General features: G+C 58.8%; 16 protein-coding genes. 9 read left to right on the forward strand and 7 right to left on the reverse strand.

Features of this window, described 5'->3' with window-relative positions:
• Positions 1–128 precede the first annotated feature (128 nt).
• Together V6S97_RS13800 and V6S97_RS13805 are read left to right on the forward strand one after the other, a co-directional pair.
• Positions 129–1,388, forward strand: coding sequence for a polysaccharide biosynthesis/export family protein (locus V6S97_RS13800; RefSeq protein WP_087745626.1), 1,260 nt, complete (start codon positions 129–131; stop codon positions 1,386–1,388).
• A gap of 7 nt (positions 1,389–1,395) precedes the next feature.
• A complete protein-coding gene (locus V6S97_RS13805; RefSeq protein ID WP_003506343.1) occupies positions 1,396–2,664 on the forward strand; it encodes an O-antigen ligase family protein in 1,269 nt (422 codons plus the stop codon).
• On the opposite strand, the gene V6S97_RS13810 is transcribed toward V6S97_RS13805, so the two are convergent.
• The 5 genes from V6S97_RS13810 to V6S97_RS13830 form a co-directional block, all read right to left on the reverse strand.
• The gene (locus V6S97_RS13810) at positions 2,661–3,155 is read right to left on the reverse strand and encodes a hypothetical protein (protein ID WP_003506345.1); all 495 of its coding nucleotides are present in this window, start codon (positions 3,153–3,155) and stop codon (positions 2,661–2,663) included. The two genes, V6S97_RS13805 and V6S97_RS13810, sit on opposite strands and share 4 nt — an antisense overlap.
• Before the next feature lie 84 nt (positions 3,156–3,239).
• Positions 3,240–4,598 carry an HlyD family type I secretion periplasmic adaptor subunit gene (locus tag V6S97_RS13815; RefSeq protein ID WP_112293299.1) on the reverse strand — a complete coding sequence of 453 codons (1,359 nt, stop codon included), beginning with the start codon at positions 4,596–4,598 and terminating at the stop codon, positions 3,240–3,242.
• An 8-nt stretch (positions 4,599–4,606) separates the two neighbouring features.
• On the reverse strand, positions 4,607–6,796 hold the full coding sequence (locus tag V6S97_RS13820) for a type I secretion system permease/ATPase (protein ID WP_334427093.1): 2,190 nt from the start codon (positions 6,794–6,796) through the stop codon (positions 4,607–4,609).
• Positions 6,797–6,877: 81 nt separating this feature from the next.
• Positions 6,878–8,896: a hypothetical protein gene (locus tag V6S97_RS13825; RefSeq protein WP_020809647.1), complete on the reverse strand. Its 2,019-nt coding sequence runs from the start codon at positions 8,894–8,896 to the stop codon at positions 6,878–6,880.
• 151 nt (positions 8,897–9,047) lie between these two features.
• Entirely contained in the window at positions 9,048–10,004 is a 957-nt protein-coding gene (locus V6S97_RS13830) for a fibrinogen-binding protein (RefSeq protein ID WP_111780237.1), read from the reverse strand.
• A 912-nt stretch (positions 10,005–10,916) separates the two neighbouring features.
• On the opposite strand from V6S97_RS13830, the gene V6S97_RS13835 reads away from it, so the two are divergent.
• Positions 10,917–11,690 carry a helix-turn-helix domain-containing protein gene (locus tag V6S97_RS13835; protein ID WP_020809646.1) on the forward strand — a complete coding sequence of 258 codons (774 nt, stop codon included), beginning with the start codon at positions 10,917–10,919 and terminating at the stop codon, positions 11,688–11,690.
• Between the two features lie 59 nt (positions 11,691–11,749).
• Here V6S97_RS13835 and V6S97_RS13840 read toward each other — a convergent pair whose 3' ends face one another.
• A complete protein-coding gene (locus tag V6S97_RS13840) occupies positions 11,750–12,100 on the reverse strand; it encodes a hypothetical protein (protein ID WP_020011870.1) in 351 nt (116 codons plus the stop codon).
• Positions 12,101–12,494: 394 nt separating this feature from the next.
• Here V6S97_RS13840 and V6S97_RS13845 point away from each other — a divergent pair, with 394 nt between their 5' ends.
• From V6S97_RS13845 to V6S97_RS13865, 5 genes are read left to right on the forward strand one after another with little or no spacing between them, the layout of a single operon-like run.
• Positions 12,495–13,517, forward strand: coding sequence for a UDP-glucuronic acid decarboxylase family protein (locus V6S97_RS13845; RefSeq protein ID WP_003506358.1), 1,023 nt, complete (start codon positions 12,495–12,497; stop codon positions 13,515–13,517).
• A 1-nt stretch (position 13,518) separates the two neighbouring features.
• A complete protein-coding gene (gene galE, locus V6S97_RS13850; protein WP_112354795.1) occupies positions 13,519–14,502 on the forward strand; it encodes a UDP-glucose 4-epimerase GalE in 984 nt (327 codons plus the stop codon).
• Positions 14,499–16,436: a glycosyltransferase family 2 protein gene (locus V6S97_RS13855; RefSeq protein WP_112346922.1), complete on the forward strand. Its 1,938-nt coding sequence runs from the start codon at positions 14,499–14,501 to the stop codon at positions 16,434–16,436. Before galE ends, V6S97_RS13855 begins: the two co-directional genes overlap by 4 nt.
• Before the next feature lie 14 nt (positions 16,437–16,450).
• Positions 16,451–16,954, forward strand: a complete 504-nt coding sequence (locus tag V6S97_RS13860; RefSeq protein ID WP_003506364.1) for a DUF995 domain-containing protein — start codon at positions 16,451–16,453, stop codon at positions 16,952–16,954.
• A 13-nt stretch (positions 16,955–16,967) separates the two neighbouring features.
• Positions 16,968–17,930, forward strand: coding sequence for a glycoside hydrolase family 26 protein (locus V6S97_RS13865; protein WP_060724773.1), 963 nt, complete (start codon positions 16,968–16,970; stop codon positions 17,928–17,930).
• A 51-nt stretch (positions 17,931–17,981) separates the two neighbouring features.
• Here the strand turns inward: V6S97_RS13865 and V6S97_RS13870 are convergent, their stop codons facing one another.
• On the reverse strand, positions 17,982–19,166 hold the full coding sequence (locus V6S97_RS13870; RefSeq protein ID WP_334427103.1) for an AGE family epimerase/isomerase: 1,185 nt from the start codon (positions 19,164–19,166) through the stop codon (positions 17,982–17,984).
• 337 nt (positions 19,167–19,503) lie between these two features.
• On the opposite strand from V6S97_RS13870, the gene bcsN reads away from it, so the two are divergent.
• Complete coding sequence (gene bcsN / locus V6S97_RS13875; RefSeq protein WP_162691885.1) at positions 19,504–20,499, forward strand: cellulose biosynthesis protein BcsN; 996 nt, start codon at positions 19,504–19,506, stop codon at positions 20,497–20,499.
• The last annotated feature ends 17 nt before the right edge of the window (positions 20,500–20,516 follow it).

A 20,516-nucleotide genomic window follows, 5' to 3' on the forward strand; every position in this document is an offset into this window, starting at 1 on the left:
CCGGTCTTTGGGTGCGTCATTGGTGCTAATCATACCGGCCGCTTTTTGCGGCGCTGCGCAGCCGGCCTTGCCCGGTTGCGCGACGGCCGGACCGCCTGCATGGCGATCCGCTAACAGGGAGTTTCCCGATGAACGGCCTTATTGCTGCCGCCCACCGCCCGTTTGTGGCCCTCGTTCTTGCCGCTTCCGTCGCCCTTGCCGCGCCGCTCTCCGCACTGGCTGCGGATGGCGCTCAATATAAGCTCGGTACCGCCGACAAGCTGCGTATCCGCGTTGCCGAGTGGCAGCCTGCCGATGGCAGCATCCGCAACTGGGACGTCATCAACGGCGATTATTCCGTCGGCCCGTCTGGTGCGTTGTCTCTGCCTTTCATCGGGCAGCTGGATGTGGCGGGCAAGACGCCCTCGGAGGTCAGCGAACAGATCGGTGCCCAGCTTCAGAGCAAGTTCGCCCTTCGAAACCTTCCTTCCGCTTCCGTCGAGATCGCCCAGTTCCGGCCGATCTTTCTGAGTGGTGATGTGCAGACGCCGGGTGAATATCCCTATGCCGCCAATCTCACCGTGCTGAAGGCGGTCAGCCTTGCCGGCGGCCTGCGCCGCTCCGACGCCGGGCAGCGTTTTGCCCGTGACTTCATCAATGCCCGTGGCGATGCCGCGGTTTACGACAACCAGCGGGCAAGGCTGCTCGCGCGTCAGGCGCGGCTGATCGCCGAGGTCAAGGGTGACACGACCATCGCCAAGACGCCTGAAATGGAGAAGATCAGCGAGATCGACGTGCTGCTGGCCAGCGAGAGCGCGCTGATGAAATCGCGAACCGACCGTTACACCCTGCAGCTCAAGGCGCTGACCGACCTGCATGCGCTTTTGCAGAGCGAAGTTGAATCCCTGAAGAAGAAATCAGAGACACAGAACCGCCAGCTGCAGCTTGCCAATGAGGACCGCGACCGCGTCAACCGGCTGAACGAGCAGGGGCTTGCGTTGTCGCAGCGGCGTATTTCTGCGGAAGAACGCGCGGCGGAGGTAGAATCCACCCTGCTTGATATCGATACGCAGTCGCTGCGCGCCAAGCAGGACATCAACAAGGCAACCCAGGACGAGATCAACCTGCGCAACGACTGGGTGGCGCAGCGCTCCAAGGAATTGCAGGACACCGAAGCGGAACTCGACAAGCTCAATCTGCAGCTGACTACCAGCCGCGAATTGATGTCGGAAGCACTGGCGCAATCGGCCGAAGCGATCCGTTTCGATCCGTCGGGCAAGTCCGCGACGATCAGCTATGTCGTGGTGCGTGAGGAAAACGGCAAGCCGAAGGAAGTGAAGGTGGATGAAAACGCACTTCTCCAGCCCGGCGACGTCATCAAGGTCTCGTCCGAAATCCTGATGCAGTGAGGTTTTCATGCGGATCGCCAAATCGGCGCTGATCGATCCCGAACGCAATGAAATCTACGGAATGACGGCGGTTGCGCTGTCATTCTTCGTTTTCGCCTATTCGTCGCGTTTCGGGCAAATCTCGGTTCTGGCCTATTATGGCATGTGGCTGCCGCTGGTGGTGGTCGATTACCGGCGCGTGCTCGGCAACTATCCGCGTTATCTGTGGATTTTCGCCTTCGGCATTTTGACGGTTCTGTCCAGCTTCTGGTCGGAAGCTGCGTCGGTGACCATGCGCGCCTCCATCCAGTATATGACGCATATCGTCTGCGCGCTGATCGCGATGCGGGTGATCTCGATCCGGACGCTGACGCGTGGCGCGCTTATCGGCATCGCCGTCGTTCTGCTCTATTCGCTGCTGTTCGGCATCTACCTCTTTGATGCGCTTGACGGCACCTACAGTTTCGTCGGCGCTTTCTCCTCCAAGAACCAGCTCGGCTTTTATGCCTCGCTCGGCGTCATCTTTGCCGCCGCGTCGGTGCTGGTGCTCAAGCAAAGGGGCATCTGGCTGCCGGTTGCCGGCGTCACCGGGCTCCTGTCGGCCTATAGCCTCCTTGCGTCGCAATCGGCCACATCCACTATTACCACGGCGGCGGTGGTCGCCCTCATCATCGGCTTCATTCCCATCGGCATGCTTTCGCCGGCGAACAGAAAGATGACGTTTTTCGCGCTCGGTGGACTCGGCGCATTGCTGGTGGTCGCTTCCCTGCAATTCGGCCTGCTCGACGCCATTCTCGGCATTTTCGGCAAGGATTCGACGCTGACCGGCCGAACCTATCTCTGGCAGCAGGGCATCGAGGCGGCGAAACAGACACCAATCCTCGGCGTTGGTTATCAGGGGTTCTGGGTCGCGGGTTTTCCCGATGCCGAACGCCTTTGGAACGATTTCTTCATTACCGGCCGCACCGGCTTCCACTTCCATAATACCTATATCGAAACCGTGGTGGAAAACGGGTTCGTTGGCATGCTCCTGCTTGGCATGGTGCTTTACGGAACTTTGCTCGGGCATCTGCGCTCGGTGCTGATGCGCAAGAGCGACCCGCAGGGCGTCATCCTGTTTGCAATCTGCGCCCTGTTTGTCGTGCGTTCCTTCGTGGAGATCGACATCATCTTCCCCTACCAGATCGGTTCGTTCCTGCTTTATTTCGCAGCCGGGAAACTGTGCCTCCCGGCAAGGGCCGCAGAGGGTAGCGAGCCTCACCCGGCGATCGGCATGCGGTTACAGACGAGAGCCTAGAGATAATCCGCCGAGACATGCGGACTGGCGTGGATGAAACTCCACATGTCCTTGCTGACCTCGACGATGTCGGCGATCGATTTTTCCAGCTGGCCGATTTCCTTCTCGTCCATGCGCTCGACCTTGCCGTAACGCACCTGGCTGTCGTCCTCCACCAGCCGCATCAGCTGTGTGCTGGCGATTTCGCCCTTCTCGTCGAAGGAATAGATGCAGTGATTGTATTTGTTGCGCGTCTTCGCTTCCTTCTTCAGCCGCGCCATGATGGAGAGGATGGTCTTGCGATCCTTCGCATCGGTGGAGGGAAGCTTCGCCAGGCGCTCGATGAGATCCATACGCGCCCGCGTGGTGTTGAGGGTCAGGAATACGACGATGGCCGCTTCCTTCTCCACTTTTAGGAGATGGACGATCAGATAGATCATCAGGCTTTCGGTGTTGGTCCACACGTAATTCAGCCTGCCGACCAGCAGCAATACGTCCGACATCACCGCCATGCCCGCTTCTCCCACCCCAAAGAATTATACGGGCATTATATGCCGACAGGGCCGGGATTGACAGTGTAAATCCCTGTTATCTCTTCATCTTTCCTTGAAGGCGCGGGACATGCTGTCGGAGATCGGCTTGGTCAGATATTCGAAGAAGGTACGCTCCGAGGTCTGGATCAGCACGTCGGCGGGCATGCCGGGCACGGGATGGAAATTATGGACCTTGGCGATCTCTTCGTCAGGTATCTGGACGCGCACGATATAGACGTCCTTGACCTGCAGGCCGGCATTTTCCTCGATGCTATCGGCTGAAACGTAGAAAACCTTCCCATTCAGAACCGGTGTGGTGCGGCGGTCGAGTGCCGAGAGGCGGATCGCGGCGGTCTGCCCCTCATGCAGCTGGTCGATGGAGGTCCTGAGCACCTGTGCCTCGAGGATGAGGGGAACATGGGCGGGCAGGATTTCCATGATCGGCTTGCCTGTCGTGATGACGCCCCCAGGCGTGTGATAATAGGCGCGCACCACGGTGCCGTTGACGGGAGAGCGGATGATGGTGCGTTCCAGCACTTCGGCTGCGCCGCGCACCTGTTCGCGTACGCTGTCTAGATCGGATTCAGCAATTTCCAGCGCGTCGAGCGCCGCCTGCTTGTTGGCGTTGACGGCGATGATCGCTTCCTGCCTGAACTTGGCGATCTCCGCCTCACTCTGGTTCATTTCGCCGCTCAGCCGGGCGATGTCACCCATCACATCGGCAATGGCGCGCTCCAGCGCCAGCATGTCGGTCTTGCGAATGACGCCATCCTTCGCGAGCCTCTCCTTGGAATCGCGCTCCTGCGTCAAAAGCGCCAGTTGCCGGTCGAAGGACTGTTTTTGTCCGTCATAACCCGCATAGCGGAACTCCAGCGACCGGATGTTCTTGTCGATCAGGTTGAGCTGTTCCTCCAGCTTGACGAGCTTGCTGTGGAACACGATGTTCTGGCTCTGGATGATGGCGTTGATGTCAGGATCGCCGGCTTCCTTCATGACGATATCAGGCACCTTGAAGCCCTTTTCCCCCTGCGCTTCGGCGCGCAGGCGCGTGACGATGGTTTCGAGGCGAAGCCGTCTCATCTGCAACATGCGTTCATTGGCAAGTGCCGTCGTCTTGTCCAGCGTCAGAAGAACGTCGCCTTCCTTGACTGTCTCACCTTCGCTGATCATCATTTCCTTGATGATGCCGCCTTCGAGATGCTGGACGACCTTGTTGTTACCGGTGGCGACGAAACTACCCTGGGCGATGATGGCAGAGGAGAGCGGTGCCGTGCCGGCCCAAAATCCGAAACCACCGAAGGAAGCGAGCAGCACGGCAAGACCGATCGAACTATGCAGGCGGATCGAGCGCGGCACTTCGCTATACCATTCGAGCTGGCCCTGGGGTTTGATTTCGGCAACGGCGGTTTTCTTCTTGAACATGACGGTCCTCAACCCTCGATCTGCGGGGACTGGCTGGCCGGGCGGCCATTGCCGGAAAGCGCTTTCAGCACATCCATCCTTTCGCCGAACATGGCGACCGATCCGTCCTTCAGCACCATGATCTTGTCGACGCATTGAAGAAGCGCCGGGCGCTGGGTGATGGTGACAGTGGTGATGCCCTGTCTTTTGGCGTGCAGCAGGGCTTTGGCCAGCGCCTGTTCGCCCTGCGTATCCAGGTTGGAGTTCGGCTCGTCCAGCACCACGAACTTGGGGTCGCCGAAGAAGGCGCGGGCTAGCGCGATGCGCTGTTTCTGGCCGCCGGAAAGCGGCGCGCCGTCGGCGGCGACCACGGTCTCATAGCCCTGCGGAAAACCGGCGATCAGCTCATGCACATCCGCAAGCACCGCTGCCTCATAGATCTGCCGGTCCTCGATATCGTCGCGCATGCGGCAGATATTGGCCTTGATGGTGCCCGGAAAGAGCTGCACGTCCTGCGGCAGATAGCCGATGCTTTCACCGAACTGCCGCTGGTCCCAGTTACGCAGATCCATGAGGTCGAGGCGCACATTGCCTGAAGTAGGCAGGATGGAGCCGACCAGCATCTTGCCGAGCGTCGTCTTGCCGGAGCCGGAATTGCCGATGATGGCAAGCGATTCCCCCTTTTTCAGCGAAAAGGAGATGCCGTTCAGGATCACCTTCTTCTGCGGCGGCGGCACGAAGAGGATGCGCTCCACGTCGAGACGCCCTTCCGGATTGGGCAGGCGCAGGCGCGGGAAATTCAGCGGCGAATTGACGAGAAGCTGCTTGATGCGGCCATAGGCGGCGGCCGATTTGTTGAATTGGTGCCAGCCTTCGATTGCCCCTTCGATGGGCGCCAGCGCACGGCCGGAAATGATGGAGGCTGCAATCACCATGCCGCCGGTCAGTTCACCTGATAGCGACAGATGCGCGCCCCAGCCAAGCAGCGCCACCTGGGTGATCATGCGCGCCGCCTTGGAAACGCCCGAGAACATGATGTTGCGATCCTGCGCCGCCACATGAGATTTCAGGGACCCTGCGGTTTCGCGCCCCCACATCTTCACCGCTTCCGGTATCATAGCCAGCGCATTGATGATCTGCGAATTGCGCGACATGGAGTCGAGGTGGAAATTGGCGCGGCTGAGATAACCGGACGCCTCGGAAAACTGTCTCGCGGTGAAGCGCTGGTTCAGCCAGGCGATAATGAACAGCACGGCGCAGCAGACCATGATGATGATGCCGAGATGCGGATGGACAAGATAGACCACCACGATAAAAAGCGGCATCAGCGGTGCGTCGAGAAAGGCGATCAGGGTGCCGGAGGTGATGAACGAACGCAATTGCTGCAAGTCCTGCAATGTCTGGTAGTCCTTGCCGCTGCCATGCAGGGAGGCGCGGGCGGCGGCCGAAAGGATCGGCGCGCCAAGCTGTACCTCAAGTTCGACGGCGGTTCGCATCAGGATGAAGCGGCGGATGGCGTCCATGAAGGCTTGCAACAGAACCGCGCCGAGCACGGCAACCGTCAGCATGACAAGCGTATCCATCGAGCGGCTGGTCAATACTCGGTCGGAAATCTGGAACAGATAAAGGGGGATGGCGAGCAGCAGGACGTTGATGGCGACGGTGAACAGCGTCACCACCACCATGTTGCGTCGCACGGCGGCGATGCCCTTGGCGAGACTTGCGGCGAAGTTGATCGGCTCGCTGCGCTTATGGAAACCGCTCTTGCTTCCGCCACCACCACCGCCGCCGCCGCCACCGCCATTGTCCGTCGGTTCCTTGCCGCCACCACCCGTTACCGGCCGGCGCTCGTTTTCACGGATCGGCCCTTCATTATTGTCGATGGTCTTGACGAAAGGCAGGTCGGTATTGTCGATCTTGGCATGTGGTTCCGGCGGGGAGACGGGTTGCCGGTCCTTTTCCGCGGGAACGTCGCGCAGCTGTTCCGCCTGTTCCGTTTTTGCATGAGGTTCGGAAAGAGATTGCGGGGGAATGATCTGCGCTGGTGATGAAATGGTTTTTGCGGCCTGTTCCGCGCCGGATAATTGCCGCAGGTTTTCGACGGCTTCATTGATGGCTGAAATACAGGCGTCCGTTAGTTTGCTGTCTTCCGCCTCCTGATCCAGCGGCAAGTCCAGCGAGCGTCCGTCGGCAATGGTTTTTCTTGAAATATGATCCATTTTTTATCGGTCCCCTCGGTGATCTCACGGTGTTTGCGGTTCGGCCGTGACGGGACGCGATTGTCGCCCCGCCAGCCAAATCTACGCGGTCACCGCCTGCATGACGTCGGCCGAATGTCCGTTAGACCATGACAGGTCGTGACCGGCATTGATGACGCCATCGGATTCGTTTTCGATGGTGGCGGGATCGTCGTGAAGAAAGGCGATGACCTCGTTTGCCAGCTGACCCTGCTGGGGTTGCGACGTGTCGTTTTCGATGATGCCGCCCTGAATAAGGATGGCATCGGAATAAACGCCGCCGGCGACATAGGTGGTGGAGCCAAAGCTGTCGTAATCGACGATCTGCGCCAGATTGACGACGGCGTTGCTGCCGGTATCGATGTGGACGGTGGCGTCCTCGTTGTTTTCGAGAACCTTGGCGGCTGCCTGCGTCACGTCGTCGGAATCGCCCAGCACGCTCACCTGTTTGATGATGCTGACATCATAAAGATTGCCGGTGATATAGAGGACGTTCAGCCCCTCATAGCCGGCGAAATTGACGTCATGAGCCAGCGCATCCGGCATGTTGGGGTCGCGCGCGTTGATCGCGTTGACCGTCTGCGTCATGTAGTCAGGCATGGTTTCGAAACGGTCGTTGCTGCCAACATTGTGAATGGCTGCATCGTTCCACAAAAGGTTGTTGCCGGACTGGATGGTGGCGCCATCGGGCGCATCGGGATTGGCGCGCGCCCAGTCATTGTCGTAAAGCACGGCGATCTGGCTAATCAGGTTCATGTCCAGCACATTGCCGCCGACGATGATCAGGTCGTATTGCATGCCGATGCCGAGGAAATTCGCAATGTTGAGCGCGGCGTTGCCGCCCGTCAGCAGACTGACGGTAGCGCCCGAGGTTGTTATCGTCATCGTGTCGTTGTCGCTGACGAACTGGTATTGCTCGATCCAGTGCACGAAGGAAACGTCGCCTTCCAGCACGCTGACACGCCAGGCGGTGGGGAATATTGGGGGGGCGCCCGTTTCCTGGCTGTCCGCTGCGGCGTTTTCCGCGCCGGGATAGATGGTGCGCTCGAAGCTGGCGATGTTGAAGGCAACCGTCGCCGCCTGATCTTCCGAGTGTGTGAACACGGAGTCGATCTCGTCCCGGTCGCTATAGATATAGGCCTGGGTGATGGCGTCGATCTGATGATAATCGCCCATGACGGCGGTCACCGAAGTCATGACGCCTGTATTGACCAGAGTAGCGATGTTGGCGACGACGTTGGCGCCTGCGGCGACATCAAGGCTGTTGCCGGCCGGGCTATCCTCATGCAGCGAAACATCGCTCTTTTCCGGCTCTTCCGGCGGCTTGGCGATACCGCGATCGGGCATGTAGTCATCAAGCATCGGCTTTTCGCTGGCTGTCGAGCCATTGACGTAAAGACCGTCGATATCGTTGCCGGCCAGAACGAAATCCTGGTCCGCACCGGTGCCAAGAGAGGTGACATCGTTTTCACGGGCATGGTCGATATAGTCGTGTGCGGATTTGGCGAGCGCCTGCAGCGCATCGTAACTGTCGGTGCGCTGGAAAACGGAAAAAGGCGTAAAGATAGCTGCTTCATTGTAGAACTCGACGGTACGCTCTGTCACGAAGCTGGTGTCGCGCCACACATAGGGGCCATCAGTCATGTTCAGATAGTCGTCGTCCTGAAGAATATTGACCTGCGCTACATGCGCGATGACCGAGCCGGGGCCGGGGTGAACCACCAGTTCATATTCTTCCTCAAAGGAAAGGCGGCCCGGGAAGCGGAAATGAGCGGCGGAAATATCGACCGGAATGGCATTTGCAAGCTGCTGCATGTCGTATTCGACAGCGCGGGCGAAATGCGGTCGGATATAGTCAAAATCATAATAGCCGGCGCTGTATTTGACGCCGGGGTCGTAGTCCTGCAGCGGCACGTCGTAGTTCTTGTCGAGCAGCTTTGCCGCTTCATCGTCCGGCAGGCGGTCCGGATCAGAACGTGCCGGGCCCTCGCTATAGTTGGTTCTCAGACGCGCATCCTCGATCACCGTGTCGAACAGGCCGATGAAATGCGCAATCATGTCCGAAATCTTGTCGATATGCATTGGAGGTCCCTCCCTGATCATCGCGGCAGAGCCTGGGGCTGCGCATGGCACACGTCTCAGAGGCGGTGCTTCGTTTTACGCAAACCCGGTCCTTCAACCGCGAACTGCACCGGCGGGTGCCGGTGCAGCTCTTTTCGTCAAGAGGTGGGTATCAGGAGTGATCCTCACCGACGTCAGAAACATGCGAGTTACCGCCTGTGACCGTGGCGTCAACTGCGTTGGAGAGCATGTTGGCACCCTGCACCAGTTCCAGATGGAAGCCGGAATTTGCAAGGATTGCCGATGCATCTGCAGTGCTGGTACCTGCGGCGTCGTCGCCGGCCTTGAGGTCCCATCCCTTGCCGTCGATGCCTTCGGCGCCGAAGGCGTCACCGGCATTGGCGCTCAGATGGTTTTCCGCGCCGCCATTCTGCATCTTGATGTCATAGGCCTCATCCTGATCTGCCAGGTGGTTGGCCTGCACCATGCTGAAGCCGGTGTCGTTGCCGTCGCCATTGAGCGAGCCGTTGAGGATGTTGTCAACGTCCAGCGTGAAGGAGAAGTCGTCACCGAGGTTGAAGGTGAGGTCTCCGCCGGCGATGCCTAGATTGCCGACATCCTTGACGCCCGTGATGTTGCCGAAGTCGTCATCCGACTTGTAGAAACTGTCAGCGGAGTTGAAGCTGTCGGAGGTCGTTGTGGTCTTGGTGGAGGTGTCGTTGTCGGAATAGTTGGACGTCTTCGTGTCCGTATCCGTAATGGTCTTCACATTGGTGTCGTTGTCGCTGTACGACTTGCTTTCATAGCTCCAGTCGTAGTCGACCTTGATATCGGTGTTGGTTTCGGTGCTCGTCTTGGTGCTCGTGTCGTTGTCGCTATAGGACTTGCTGTCATAGCTCCAGTCATAGTCGTTGTCGCGATTGTCACCGTTATTGGCGGAAACATCGACCTTGGCGTCAACATCCACATTGGTGCTGTTGTCGCTGTTGTCGTTGTTGCGGTTTTCACCGTTTGCGGTGCCGACGTTGCTGTCTTCCACCTTGGCGTCGTTGGTCGCCGTGTTGGCAAAACCATCGGAAAGCGCGCCGATCTTGGTGATATCGTCGCCGGACTTTGGATTATAACCCATTTCGATTTCCTCCGAAAAGCTCGGAGCAGCTTTCGAAATCCCTCTCATCTCAAACGGGATTTTTTCGCGCTTGCTCCTGATAGCATTAAGATTGATGTTTGCAGATGCACTCGGTACGCATCATCTGCGGTTCGGTATTGACCCGTGACCGGGCTCTTTTCGTTCAGCCCTTGTGCGCTACTCGGTAAAACGGCGCACAAATCCGTTCCTCGCTCCGATGGGGAGCGCGGTGGCTTTCGTCTTTTTCGCTTTGCATATTTCTTGAAAAGGGACCGGCGTTTTCAAACACACGTCAAGGCCGGAGGTGTCTTTCCATCGGCCGCCGTTCAGCGACGGTCAGACTGTGCCGCAGAAAAATTGCGCTTCCTAGATATCAATTCGGGCTAAACACATCGGCGCCCATCCCGAATATATATGTCGCGAGCGGTGGTCCGGCGGTCCGTTTCGCTGGTTTGGCCGCAGAAAAATGCCGCTGTGCCGGGAGAAACGCGGCTTTTCGAAAAACATGGTTTATTTCGGTGGGAAAAGGCCATTATCCCGAAAAGGAACAGCTCCGGGCGTCCTTCGTCGGCGAGCTATGTAAAGGGATATCAACTAAAAGTTATATTTTCCAGGATTGCAAAACCACAGCGAAAGCTTTTCCGATGTGTTTGTTTTTGCAGCGGGTTACCGGATGAATGATTCTATCTCGGCGTAACCTATTTTGTATGTCAATTGTAAAAAATAACCCGTTTGGGCCATTTATTTACACAGCTTTTCGTATTAGCGTGTGTTAATTAACGGGTGATTAATAATAGTTGACATGGCCTGAGGCGGGGAGAGGCCCCTAAAGATCCAGGGGAAAGATACCCGACGGACAACAGACTGCACAACCAAAAGAACGTAATGCGTAAGCGCTTTAGGGAGGCGTCAATGTTCATGGGAACTTCAGATTATGCGGCAAAACAAAAAAACGCCGTTGCTCCTATAAATGGAACTTTATTGGTCATCGCGGATCCGGACCTGTTTTCCGAGTGCCTCATGGAGGCGCTGGGCAAAAAGTTCCCTACATTCGCGGTGGTGAGTATAACCTCGTCAGGGGGGATCGAGGACGATTACGGTAACAATGTGCGGTTGGTTTTGCCTTACCGGATGTCCGGTGAGCGCCTTCATGCCGTTCTTTCGGAGGTTCGGGAAAAGCATCCCGACGCGCCGATCGCGCTGGTCGTCGAAACCATCGACAAATTCGAAGAGCCGCTGAAAAGGCTGGTGGGAATGCGCGTCATTGATGGCGTGCTGCCGCTCAATCTCAGGCTCGATGTCTTTATGGCGGCCGTCGATCTGCTTATGAAGGGCGGGGAGCATTTTCCCGCAGCTCTTCTCGGCAAGCTCACGCCCTATTCGCCTTCCATCAACGGCAAGAGCGTTCAAAGCAATGCCGTGATCGCCAACCGCGCCGATGCCCTTGCTGCGAGCAGGGGCGACGTGGCCGCGCTGACGACGCGCGAGGTGCAAATTCTCGACCTGCTTTGCAAGGGAACGCAAAACAAGATCATCGCTGATCGGCTGCATCTGTCCGAGAACACTGTCAAGGTTCACGTTCGCAATATCTATAAGAAAATGAACGTGCGCAACCGCACGGAGGCGGCGTCGCGCTTCTTCAACAAAGACGAAGACACGACCTTCTCCGGCGGCTGGAAGAACTGAGCGTCGGGGCGGCTAGAGCCGTCCGGACGCCAGTTCCCTCCGGTTTCTCTCCAGGAGGCTCAGGGCCTCAGGAAGCAGCGGGATTTCTGCCCGAATCCGCTCGGTGAGCAGATATAGGGAGAAGAACCCGAATAGGACTGCCGCGATGCCGCGGGTGTGCCCGAGGCATCGGCAACAAGCGTAACGGCTGCGTTGCCGGTTTTTTGATAACCGTAGGACGCCTTCGCCGGAGCAACCCGGCTGTTGATCGTGGCGGTATTGGCCGACGCGGTCTTGATGAGAACGGCGTCTTCGACCACTGAGCATGAAGCCGTCGCGAAAGTGAAAGTTACAAGTGCTGCGGCAACAAGCGCAAAACGACAATGGCGGGCTGCTTTGCCGCCATGGGAATAAGGCATTTCATTCATCATGTGTGTCCCCTGAAATCGACTGTCTGTCGCATCTCGCCGGGCGGTTTTGTTCCCGGTGGACCGAGCCTTACAAAACCAGGATAGCCCCGACTGGTTGAGCGAAGCTTGCGCTAATGCTCAATAAGAAAGGCATAATGGAGGCATAGTTAAAAAGTATTAAATGAAGAGACTATTTTGAGTAATTTTGGGTAATCAATTGTAATATTTTGATGAAATTAAGTTGACCTGTTTTCTTCCGCGCCTATCATGAAAGTTGAAATTTATCGAATCGAAATATTAAAACCTCCAGAAGAAGTAAAAACCGGAGGGTGATATTCAAGATTTCGTGCAATCGGGAGTTTGATCCAGTTTAGTTGAATCAGCTGCGCTGATTCATCATGGGGAGGAGTGTGTAATGCGTAATTTCGTTCCCAACGAACATGACAACGGCGTCACCATCTACTCCGAGTGGAGGCCTGGCCAACGTGTTCTCGTCAATGGCGGCGCCGGTTTTCTCGGTTCCCATCTTTGCGAACGCCTGCTGAGTTGCGGTCACGAGGTGATCTGTCTCGACGATCTCTCGACCGGGCGCACTGCGAATGTGGCGCATTTGCGGGACAATAAGCGTTTTTTGCTGGTCGAGCACGATGTGCGCAAACCCTATGACATCGATGTCTCGCTGATCTTCAACTTCGCCTCACCGGCCTCACCGCCAGATTATCAGCGCGATCCCGTCGGCACGCTGCTCACCAATGTGCTTGGCGCCGTCAACGTGCTCGAGGTAGCGCGCAGATGCGGTGCAACCGTAGTGCAGTCGTCGACCTCGGAAGTCTACGGCGATCCGCACGTCAATCCGCAGCCGGAAACCTATTTCGGCAATGTAAATACAATCGGGCCGCGAGCTTGTTACGATGAAGGGAAACGCAGCGCCGAAACGCTGTTTTTCGATTATCACCGTAGCTTCGGTGTCGATATCAAGGTGGGACGCATCTTCAACACCTATGGGCCGCGTATGCGCCCGGATGACGGACGTGTGGTTTCGAACTTCATCGTCCAGGCGTTGAAGGGCGCTGACATCACTATTTACGGCGATGGCAGCCAGACCCGTTCCTTCTGCTATGTCGATGACCTGATCGACGGTTTCCTGCGCTTCTCGGCCAAGCCGAAGGATTGCACCGGGCCGATCAATCTCGGCAACCCGACGGAAATTCCGGTGCGGCAGCTCGCCGATATCGTCATCCGCATGACGGGTTCCCGGTCGCGCATCGTGCATCTGCCCGCCGCGATCGATGATCCGCAGCAGCGTCGCCCCGATATTTCGCGGGCAAAGGAACTGTTGAGATGGCAGCCGCGCGTGCCGCTCGAAATCGGCCTGGAAAAAACCATCGTCTATTTCGATGCACTGCTGGCAGGCAAGACTGTAGCGGAGGCCGTATGAGATGCCCCGCACAATCCTCGTCACGGGCGGGGCCGGATTCATAGGCAGCCACATCTGCAAGGCGCTGGCCCAATCCGGCTTCAAGCCCATCGCTTATGACAATCTCTCGACGGGTCACGCGGATTCTGTCCGCTGGGGTCCCTTCATCGAGGGGGATATTCTGGATCGTGGTCTCCTGAAGGCCACGCTCAGGGAATTCTCGCCGGCCTTCGTCATTCATTGCGCCGCCAATGCCTATGTCGGCGAATCCGTCGAAGATCCGCGCAAATATTACCGCAACAATGTCGGCGGCAGCCTGGCGCTCCTGGATGCCTGTCTCGACCAGAATATCGGCGGGCTGGTGTTTTCTTCCAGCTGCGCCACCTATGGCGTTCCGCCGCAATTGCCGATCCGCGAGGAAACGGCACAAATGCCGGTCAACCCTTACGGGCGCACCAAGCTGATATTCGAAATGGCGCTTGATGATTATGCTGCGGCCTATGGTCTGCGGTTCGTTGCCCTGCGTTACTTCAATGCCGCCGGTGCCGATCCGGACGGTGAGCTTTACGAACGGCATGAGCCTGAAACCCATCTGATCCCGCGGGCGCTGATGGCGGCTGCCGCACGGCTGCCGCAACTGGATGTCTTCGGGGCGGATTACGACACCAGCGACGGCACCTGCATTCGCGATTATATCCATGTCAGCGACCTGGCCGATGCCCATGTCGCCGCCGTCAACTATCTTGCCGAGGGTGGCGAGACGTTGCGCGTCAATCTCGGCTCCGGTCACGGCACATCCGTCGGTGACATCATCCGGGCGATCCACCGCGTGACGGGGCAGGAAGTGCCGGTTCATTTCGGTGCGAGGCGTGCCGGCGATCCGCCAGCCCTGTTTGCGGATATACAGCGTGCGGAAGAGATGCTCGGCTTTATCCCGAAGCGTTCGGATATCGATACCATCATCCGGACGGCCGGTCCCGGTTTCGGACTGGAGGTGCGGTCATGAAAGCGCGTTCAACCCCTTCCGTTCCCTCGGCCCGCGCCGTCGCAGTCACCAGCGATCTGCGGATGCTGCCGGTCTTTGCCGGCTGGAACCGCATGGCCTATCTTCTCGGCATCGGCGGATGGATGGTGACGCTCGCCTATTTCTGGATCTGGTGGCTTGATCGCGATCGCGTCATCGACTGGCCCTATTATACCGTCGTCACGATCACGCTCGCGTGGATCACGCTTCTGCCGTCCTATTTCATCTTCATCTTTCTCAACGCAAGGGTCGTCGACCGGCGCTCCCCTCTGCCACGGGGCAGGGTGGCGATGGTCGTCACCAAGGCGCCGTCGGAACCTTTCGCCGTGGTGCAGAAGACGCTGCTCGCGATGCTGGAGCAGAAGGGCCTGGAGTTCGACGTCTGGCTTGCCGATGAGACCCCGGATGCGGAAACGCTGAAATGGTGTGGCGCGCACGGCGTTTTCGTTTCCACCCGACAGGGTGTCGCCGAGTATCATCGCAAGAGCTGGCCTCGGCGCACGCGCTGCAAGGAGGGCAATCTCGCCTATTTCTACGACCATTACGGGTATGGGCGTTATGATTTCGTCGCGCAGTTCGATGCGGACCATGTGCCGGAACCGGATTATCTGAGCGAGATCATCCGTCCCTTTGCCGATCCGAAGATTGGATATGTTTCGGCCCCGAGCATTTGCGATGCCAATGCCGGTGAAAGCTGGGCGGCGCGCGGCAGGCTATATGCCGAGGCGAGCCTGCATGGCGCGCTGCAGCTGGGTTACAATAATGGTTGGGCGCCGCTCTGCATCGGCTCGCACTACGCCGTGCGCACGAAGGCCCTGCGTGAAGTGGGCGGCCTGGGGCCGGAGCTTGCCGAGGATCATTCCACCACGCTTCTGATGAATGCCGGAGGCTGGCGCGGTGTTCACGCCGTCAACGCCATCGCCCATGGCGACGGACCGGTGACGTTTGCCGATCTCATCGTGCAGGAGTTTCAGTGGTCGCGTAGCCTTATGACCATTCTGCTGCAATATTCGCGGCACTATGTGCCGAAGCTGTCGCCGCGGCTGAAGTTCCAGTTCCTGTTTTCGCAGCTCTGGTATCCCCTGTTTTCCGGCTTCATGGCGCTGATGTTCGTGCTTCCCGCCGTTGCGCTGATGCGCGGTGATGTGCTGGTCAACGCGTCCTATCCGGCGTTCCTGGCGCATTTCCTGCCGGTTTCGCTGATCATGATCGTCTTTGCGTTCTTCTGGCGTGCCACGGGCGCATTCCGTCCGCATGATGCGAAGCTCTTCAGCTGGGAAGCTATAGTGTTTCTGTTCCTGCGCTGGCCCTGGTCGCTGATGGGTGTGTTGGCGGCAATACGCGACACGATCCGTGGCGATTTCGTCGATTTCCGCATCACACCGAAGGGCACGCAGGCAAAACCGCCGCTGCCGCTGAGGGTAGTCGCGCCTTACATTCTTCTGGCGGCGCTCAGCCTTGTGGCCATGGTTCTGGCGCCGCGTGAAAACGGGGCGGAGGGCTTCTTCGTCTTCGCCGCCCTCAATGTGGCGATCTATGCGGGCCTTTCGGTGTTTCTGCTCATCCGCCATGCGATGGAAAACGGGGTGCCAAGGCTGCCGGCATTGCGTGGGGGAGCGACCGCTGCTGCCTGTTCGCTGCTGCTGGTGGCGGGGAGTGCCGCAGAACTCAGCTCCCATGCGATCGGCGGGCTGGAAGCCCTGTCGCACGGGCAACCCTATGTCAGTTTCACTGAAACGCGGTTCACGGTCGCCGGCGCGGGCGTGGAGGGTGCCAGATCGGTACGTCTGAAACTGCGCATCGCCGTGCCGGGACTGCGTGGACCGCAGGAAATGCAGGCGGAACCCATGGTGGTGCCGCCGCCGGCGGTGACAACCGGAGAGATCATGCTGGCCGACAATAGGGTCGGACAATGAAGGAGGAGGCTGTGATGAAAACAACAATAAGCAAATGCGGATTCTCCGCTTTCGTACTCTGTCTTGCGGTGGTCGTGCCAAGCGCCGTCCACGCTGCAGGCGGCACGAAGACGCCGAAACCGCTCAGAACCAGCGAAGTCGTGGACATGTACTTCGACAAGACCTGGAAATGGGAAACGGGCGGCGGACGCTTCATTGCCGATGGCCGCAAATTCGTCGCCGCAACGGAAGAAAAGGGCAAGAAGTCCATCGGTGAAGGCCGCTGGACCGTCGATGCCAATGGCACCCTGTGCATGCGCGCCACCTGGAAAAGCGCGGCAGGAAACGGCAAGGCCGATACCTGCTTCGACCATGGCCGCATTGGCAAGGTGCTCTACCAGCGCAAGCAGGGCGGGCCATGGTACGTGTTCCGGCACAACCCGCCACGCCCTGGCGATGAGTTCCTCAAACTCGTCCGCAAGGACGATGTCACGCCGCAGATCGCCGCTTACGACAAGGCGATGACGGCAACAAGGTAGGGAGTAAGGTGTCATGCAGATAACAAGAAGAAAACTTCTGTTCGCAGGTGGTGCCGCCGCAGCCTTTACCGCCGGCATGTATCCGGTGCTCAAGCTCGACGCACAGGGTGTCGCCCCCATGACGTCGACGGGCATGAAGACACTTGCCGACAAAAGACCGACATTGCATGCGGACGGTATCCGTTTCGGTGCCTACGATCCGCACGGCGATTTCACGGCCCAGACCGGGGTGGCGTCGGAACATCTGTTCCTGCCCTGGGAAGACGTGGATCTCGACAGTCTTGCACTTGCGGATGCCTACGCTCTGGAGCGCAAGCGCAACGTGTTGATCACGGTCGAACCCTGGTCCTGGGACGTTAACTGGCGGCTCACCTCCGACGAGTTGCGCCGCAAGGTGATGAGAGGTGACTATGACCAGAACATGCAGGCGATCGCCGCGCGCATGTCGGCGATGAAAAGCCCGCTGATCCTGCGCTGGGGGCAGGAAATGGAAGACACGTCCGGCCGCTTCTCGTGGTCGGGCTGGAACCCGCGTGATTACATCACGGCGTATAAACGCATGGTGGACATGACCCGCAAGGCGGTTCCCAGCGTCAAGGTGATGTGGTCACCGAAAGGTCTGGAGGGTCTGCAGGCCTACTACCCCGGTGATAGTTACGCCGATCTGGTCGGCCTCTCGGTCTTCGGTCTCGAGGAGTACGACAAGATCGAATATGGCGGACCGAAGACCTTCACCGATCTGCTGCGCAAGGGCTATGGACTTGTCGAAACCTTCAACAAGCCGGTCTGGGTTGCCGAACTGGGTTATGAAGGCGGCGATTCCTATGTTCGTCCGTGGATGAACGACGTGACGCTGAAACAGGCGGATTTTCCAAAGCTGGAAGAGGTCGTCTATTTCAACGACAAGGATGTTCATTCCTGGCCGCACAATCTCGGCAGACCGGACTGGCGCGTCGTGCGCCCGGCCAAGGCCTGATCGACGTCGAAAACCGGCGAGCGGCGATGCCGCTCGCCCGGTGGTCCGATGCTAGCTGGCCGTCGCCAGCACGGCCTCGGCCTCATAGATGGCGCAGACGATGTGATAAAAGGTGCTTGCCGGCGCCGGCTCGTCGAGCATCGGCCTGTCGGCCGGCCATTTGTCGAACCAGAGACCCTTGACCGGCGTGTCAAGGAAAGGCTGCAGCGCGCCGATGGCGCTGAGACCGGAGGCAAGGTAACGCTGCCGCTCCTCGCCGTTCGTGACGCTCGCCAGCCGCACCGAAGCCTTCAGCCATTCCGTCTGCGGCCATAACCGCGCCAGCCCATCATGCACCGAAAAATCGTCGTAGAGGCTCATCACGGCCACCTTGCGGCGCGGGCAGATGCCGTGCTCTTCCCCGATCTGGAACAGGCGTTTTGCCTTGTCGATCGCTTCATCGTTTCCGCGCAGGCTTCCCCAGCGCACCAGAAGCCATGCCCATTCGAACTGGTGGCCCGGCTCCATGATCCGGCCCTTGTCGCTGTCATGGGGTGTCCAGTCATGGGCGAAGAACTCGCGCAGCCCGCCATTGCCGCTATCGATGAAGCGGGTTAGCGCCAGACCGGCGATCTCATCGGCCAGCGCCGACCACGGGCCTTGCGGGTCCTGCAGCTCCCAGGCCAGCATCGCCTCGAAAAGGTGCATATGCGGATTGGAACAGAGCGGCGTGCGCGGCGGGTTTTCTTCCTCGAAGCCGGCAATTGGATGTCTGTAGTCGCGCTCGAGGATAGCAAGGATATCAAGCGCCCGGCCGCGCATCTCGTCCCTGCGCTCGGGAAGGCTCGCGGCCGCCTGCGCGGCGGCGAAAAGCGCAAAGGCCTGATTGTAAAGATCGAAGGAGGGGTCGATCAGCCTGCCGGTCTGGTCGGCAAGGTTGCCGTAAAGGCCGTTTTCAAGGCGATAAACCTTCTCGAACCAGGAGAGACCGTGCAGGAGCGCATCTTTCCACGGCCCCTGCCATCCGTGCTGGCCGGCGGCGGCGAAACAATAGGCCTGACGCGGCTGCACGCGGGCGCGGCGGTCATCGGAAAAAACCGGCTTCGCATCCTGGCCGAGACGCTCGTAAAAGCCGCCATCCGGGCGGGCCGAACCCGCCTGCCACCACAGGGGCAGAGCGTCTTTGTCGAGCCATTTGCGTAATGTTCCGATCTCTTCGGCAAGCGCCTGCGCGATGCTCGGAAATTGCACTGTCATATGATAACTCTCTGTTTTTACAGTTGAATTAAAAAGGTGACCAATAAAAATACGTAATAATAAACGCAAGTAGACCATGGGACATATTGCGCTGCAACCGTAAAATTATCGGCCTGACAGGACGCCAACCCTTGGCGGCGTCATTGGTTCCACCTTCTCTCGTGGGAGATGCGGGTCGCAACGACGATTCGCGATTCATAAAGTGTCAGAAATTACAACGCAAATTTGAGATTGCTTATTCGTAGTCCTCACGTATTTCGTAGCAATGGTCTGGTCATTAGTGATTCGGTCTCCTTTTAACCTGGGCGGCGTTGGGGAAACAAAGGGGCGCAAGGCAGTGAAATTTTCTGCCTATACTTCATTGCTGTTCTCCGTTGCGGTTCTTTCGGGCTGCAATACTCCCGCGGGCGTTCGGTCGTTCGGCGGCGCGCAGATGGCGTCTCCTTCCGAGGCGCTGGTTTTCCCCCCGCCCGGCGGTCCCGAAATCGTCACCGTGGTCAACCGCACCTATTCCAACGCCGTGGCGCAGCAGGTCATTTTGCGCTCTGAGGCCGCGACCCCGGGGCAGAATTATATCAAGGCTGAGTTTTTCGGCCCGCAACAGGCCGGCGATACCGGTGGCGACGCCCTGGCTTTTTCCGGTTTCCGGGCATCTTCCGTCGCGCGGGAAATCCGCGCCGAGTTTCCGGGCGAAAACATAGCCATGTCGGCAAATTACCTGCAGAACGGTTATGGTGCGTTTTCCTATGCCGCCGGCCACGGCCGCGGCGACGATAGCTGCCTTTATGGCTGGCAGGACATACGCTCGCCGGAAAGCATGCGGCAGGATTTCCGCAATCTCGGACGCATCAAGGTGCGGCTGCGCCTTTGCCAATCGGGCGCAAGCGTCGAGCGGCTGCTGGCGGTCATGTATAATTACACCATTACCGGCACCTATGCCTCGCCAAGCTGGAACCCCTACGGCACGCCGCGGGCCGTCGATCAGAACCTCGGGCGACCCGGAAGCCCGGTCTATCCCATGAAGGCGGAGGATGTGCCGATGCGGCCGGGCGGCGAAGTGACCGCCAGTGTGCCCGTCCGGCCAGTCCGCCGCGTGGCGGTCGTCATACCCGCGCAGCCGGAACCACAGCCGCTGCCACCCGTTGCTGCAGTCAATATCCCATCGCCAACATCGGCGGGTTCGCCGGTCCAGCCTGTTCGACCTTCGGTGGCGGGCAGGCGGATGGATGGCGGGCCGGTGGAAAGCAGCCGGCAACCGTCGCAGGTGCCGCAGGTGTCCATTCCCTCGCCAGCTTGTCTGTCCGGTTCGGGAGCGTCACCAGGGTGCAGGTGATCGCCGGAACCAGCGGA

Origin of the sequence: Agrobacterium sp. CCNWLW155 (assembly GCF_036888815.1) — a bacterium.
Classification (GTDB): Bacteria; Pseudomonadota; Alphaproteobacteria; order Rhizobiales; family Rhizobiaceae; genus Agrobacterium; species Agrobacterium radiobacter.

What these genes read in the sequence shown, in the direction of transcription:
- V6S97_RS13800 (WP_087745626.1), top strand. Translation starts at nt 129, where the DNA reads ATGAACGGCCTTATTGCTGCCGCCCACCGCCCGTTTGTGGCCCTCGTT.
- V6S97_RS13805 (WP_003506343.1), top strand. Translation starts at nt 1,396, where the DNA reads ATGCGGATCGCCAAATCGGCGCTGATCGATCCCGAACGCAATGAAATC.
- V6S97_RS13810 (WP_003506345.1), bottom strand. Translation starts at nt 3,155, where the DNA reads ATGGCGGTGATGTCGGACGTATTGCTGCTGGTCGGCAGGCTGAATTAC.
- V6S97_RS13815 (WP_112293299.1), bottom strand. Translation starts at nt 4,598, where the DNA reads ATGTTCAAGAAGAAAACCGCCGTTGCCGAAATCAAACCCCAGGGCCAG.
- V6S97_RS13820 (WP_334427093.1), bottom strand. Translation starts at nt 6,796, where the DNA reads ATGGATCATATTTCAAGAAAAACCATTGCCGACGGACGCTCGCTGGAC.
- V6S97_RS13825 (WP_020809647.1), bottom strand. Translation starts at nt 8,896, where the DNA reads ATGCATATCGACAAGATTTCGGACATGATTGCGCATTTCATCGGCCTG.
- V6S97_RS13830 (WP_111780237.1), bottom strand. Translation starts at nt 10,004, where the DNA reads ATGGGTTATAATCCAAAGTCCGGCGACGATATCACCAAGATCGGCGCG.
- V6S97_RS13835 (WP_020809646.1), top strand. Translation starts at nt 10,917, where the DNA reads ATGTTCATGGGAACTTCAGATTATGCGGCAAAACAAAAAAACGCCGTT.
- V6S97_RS13840 (WP_020011870.1), bottom strand. Translation starts at nt 12,100, where the DNA reads ATGATGAATGAAATGCCTTATTCCCATGGCGGCAAAGCAGCCCGCCAT.
- V6S97_RS13845 (WP_003506358.1), top strand. Translation starts at nt 12,495, where the DNA reads ATGCGTAATTTCGTTCCCAACGAACATGACAACGGCGTCACCATCTAC.
- galE (WP_112354795.1), top strand. Translation starts at nt 13,519, where the DNA reads ATGCCCCGCACAATCCTCGTCACGGGCGGGGCCGGATTCATAGGCAGC.
- V6S97_RS13855 (WP_112346922.1), top strand. Translation starts at nt 14,499, where the DNA reads ATGAAAGCGCGTTCAACCCCTTCCGTTCCCTCGGCCCGCGCCGTCGCA.
- V6S97_RS13860 (WP_003506364.1), top strand. Translation starts at nt 16,451, where the DNA reads ATGAAAACAACAATAAGCAAATGCGGATTCTCCGCTTTCGTACTCTGT.
- V6S97_RS13865 (WP_060724773.1), top strand. Translation starts at nt 16,968, where the DNA reads ATGCAGATAACAAGAAGAAAACTTCTGTTCGCAGGTGGTGCCGCCGCA.
- V6S97_RS13870 (WP_334427103.1), bottom strand. Translation starts at nt 19,166, where the DNA reads ATGACAGTGCAATTTCCGAGCATCGCGCAGGCGCTTGCCGAAGAGATC.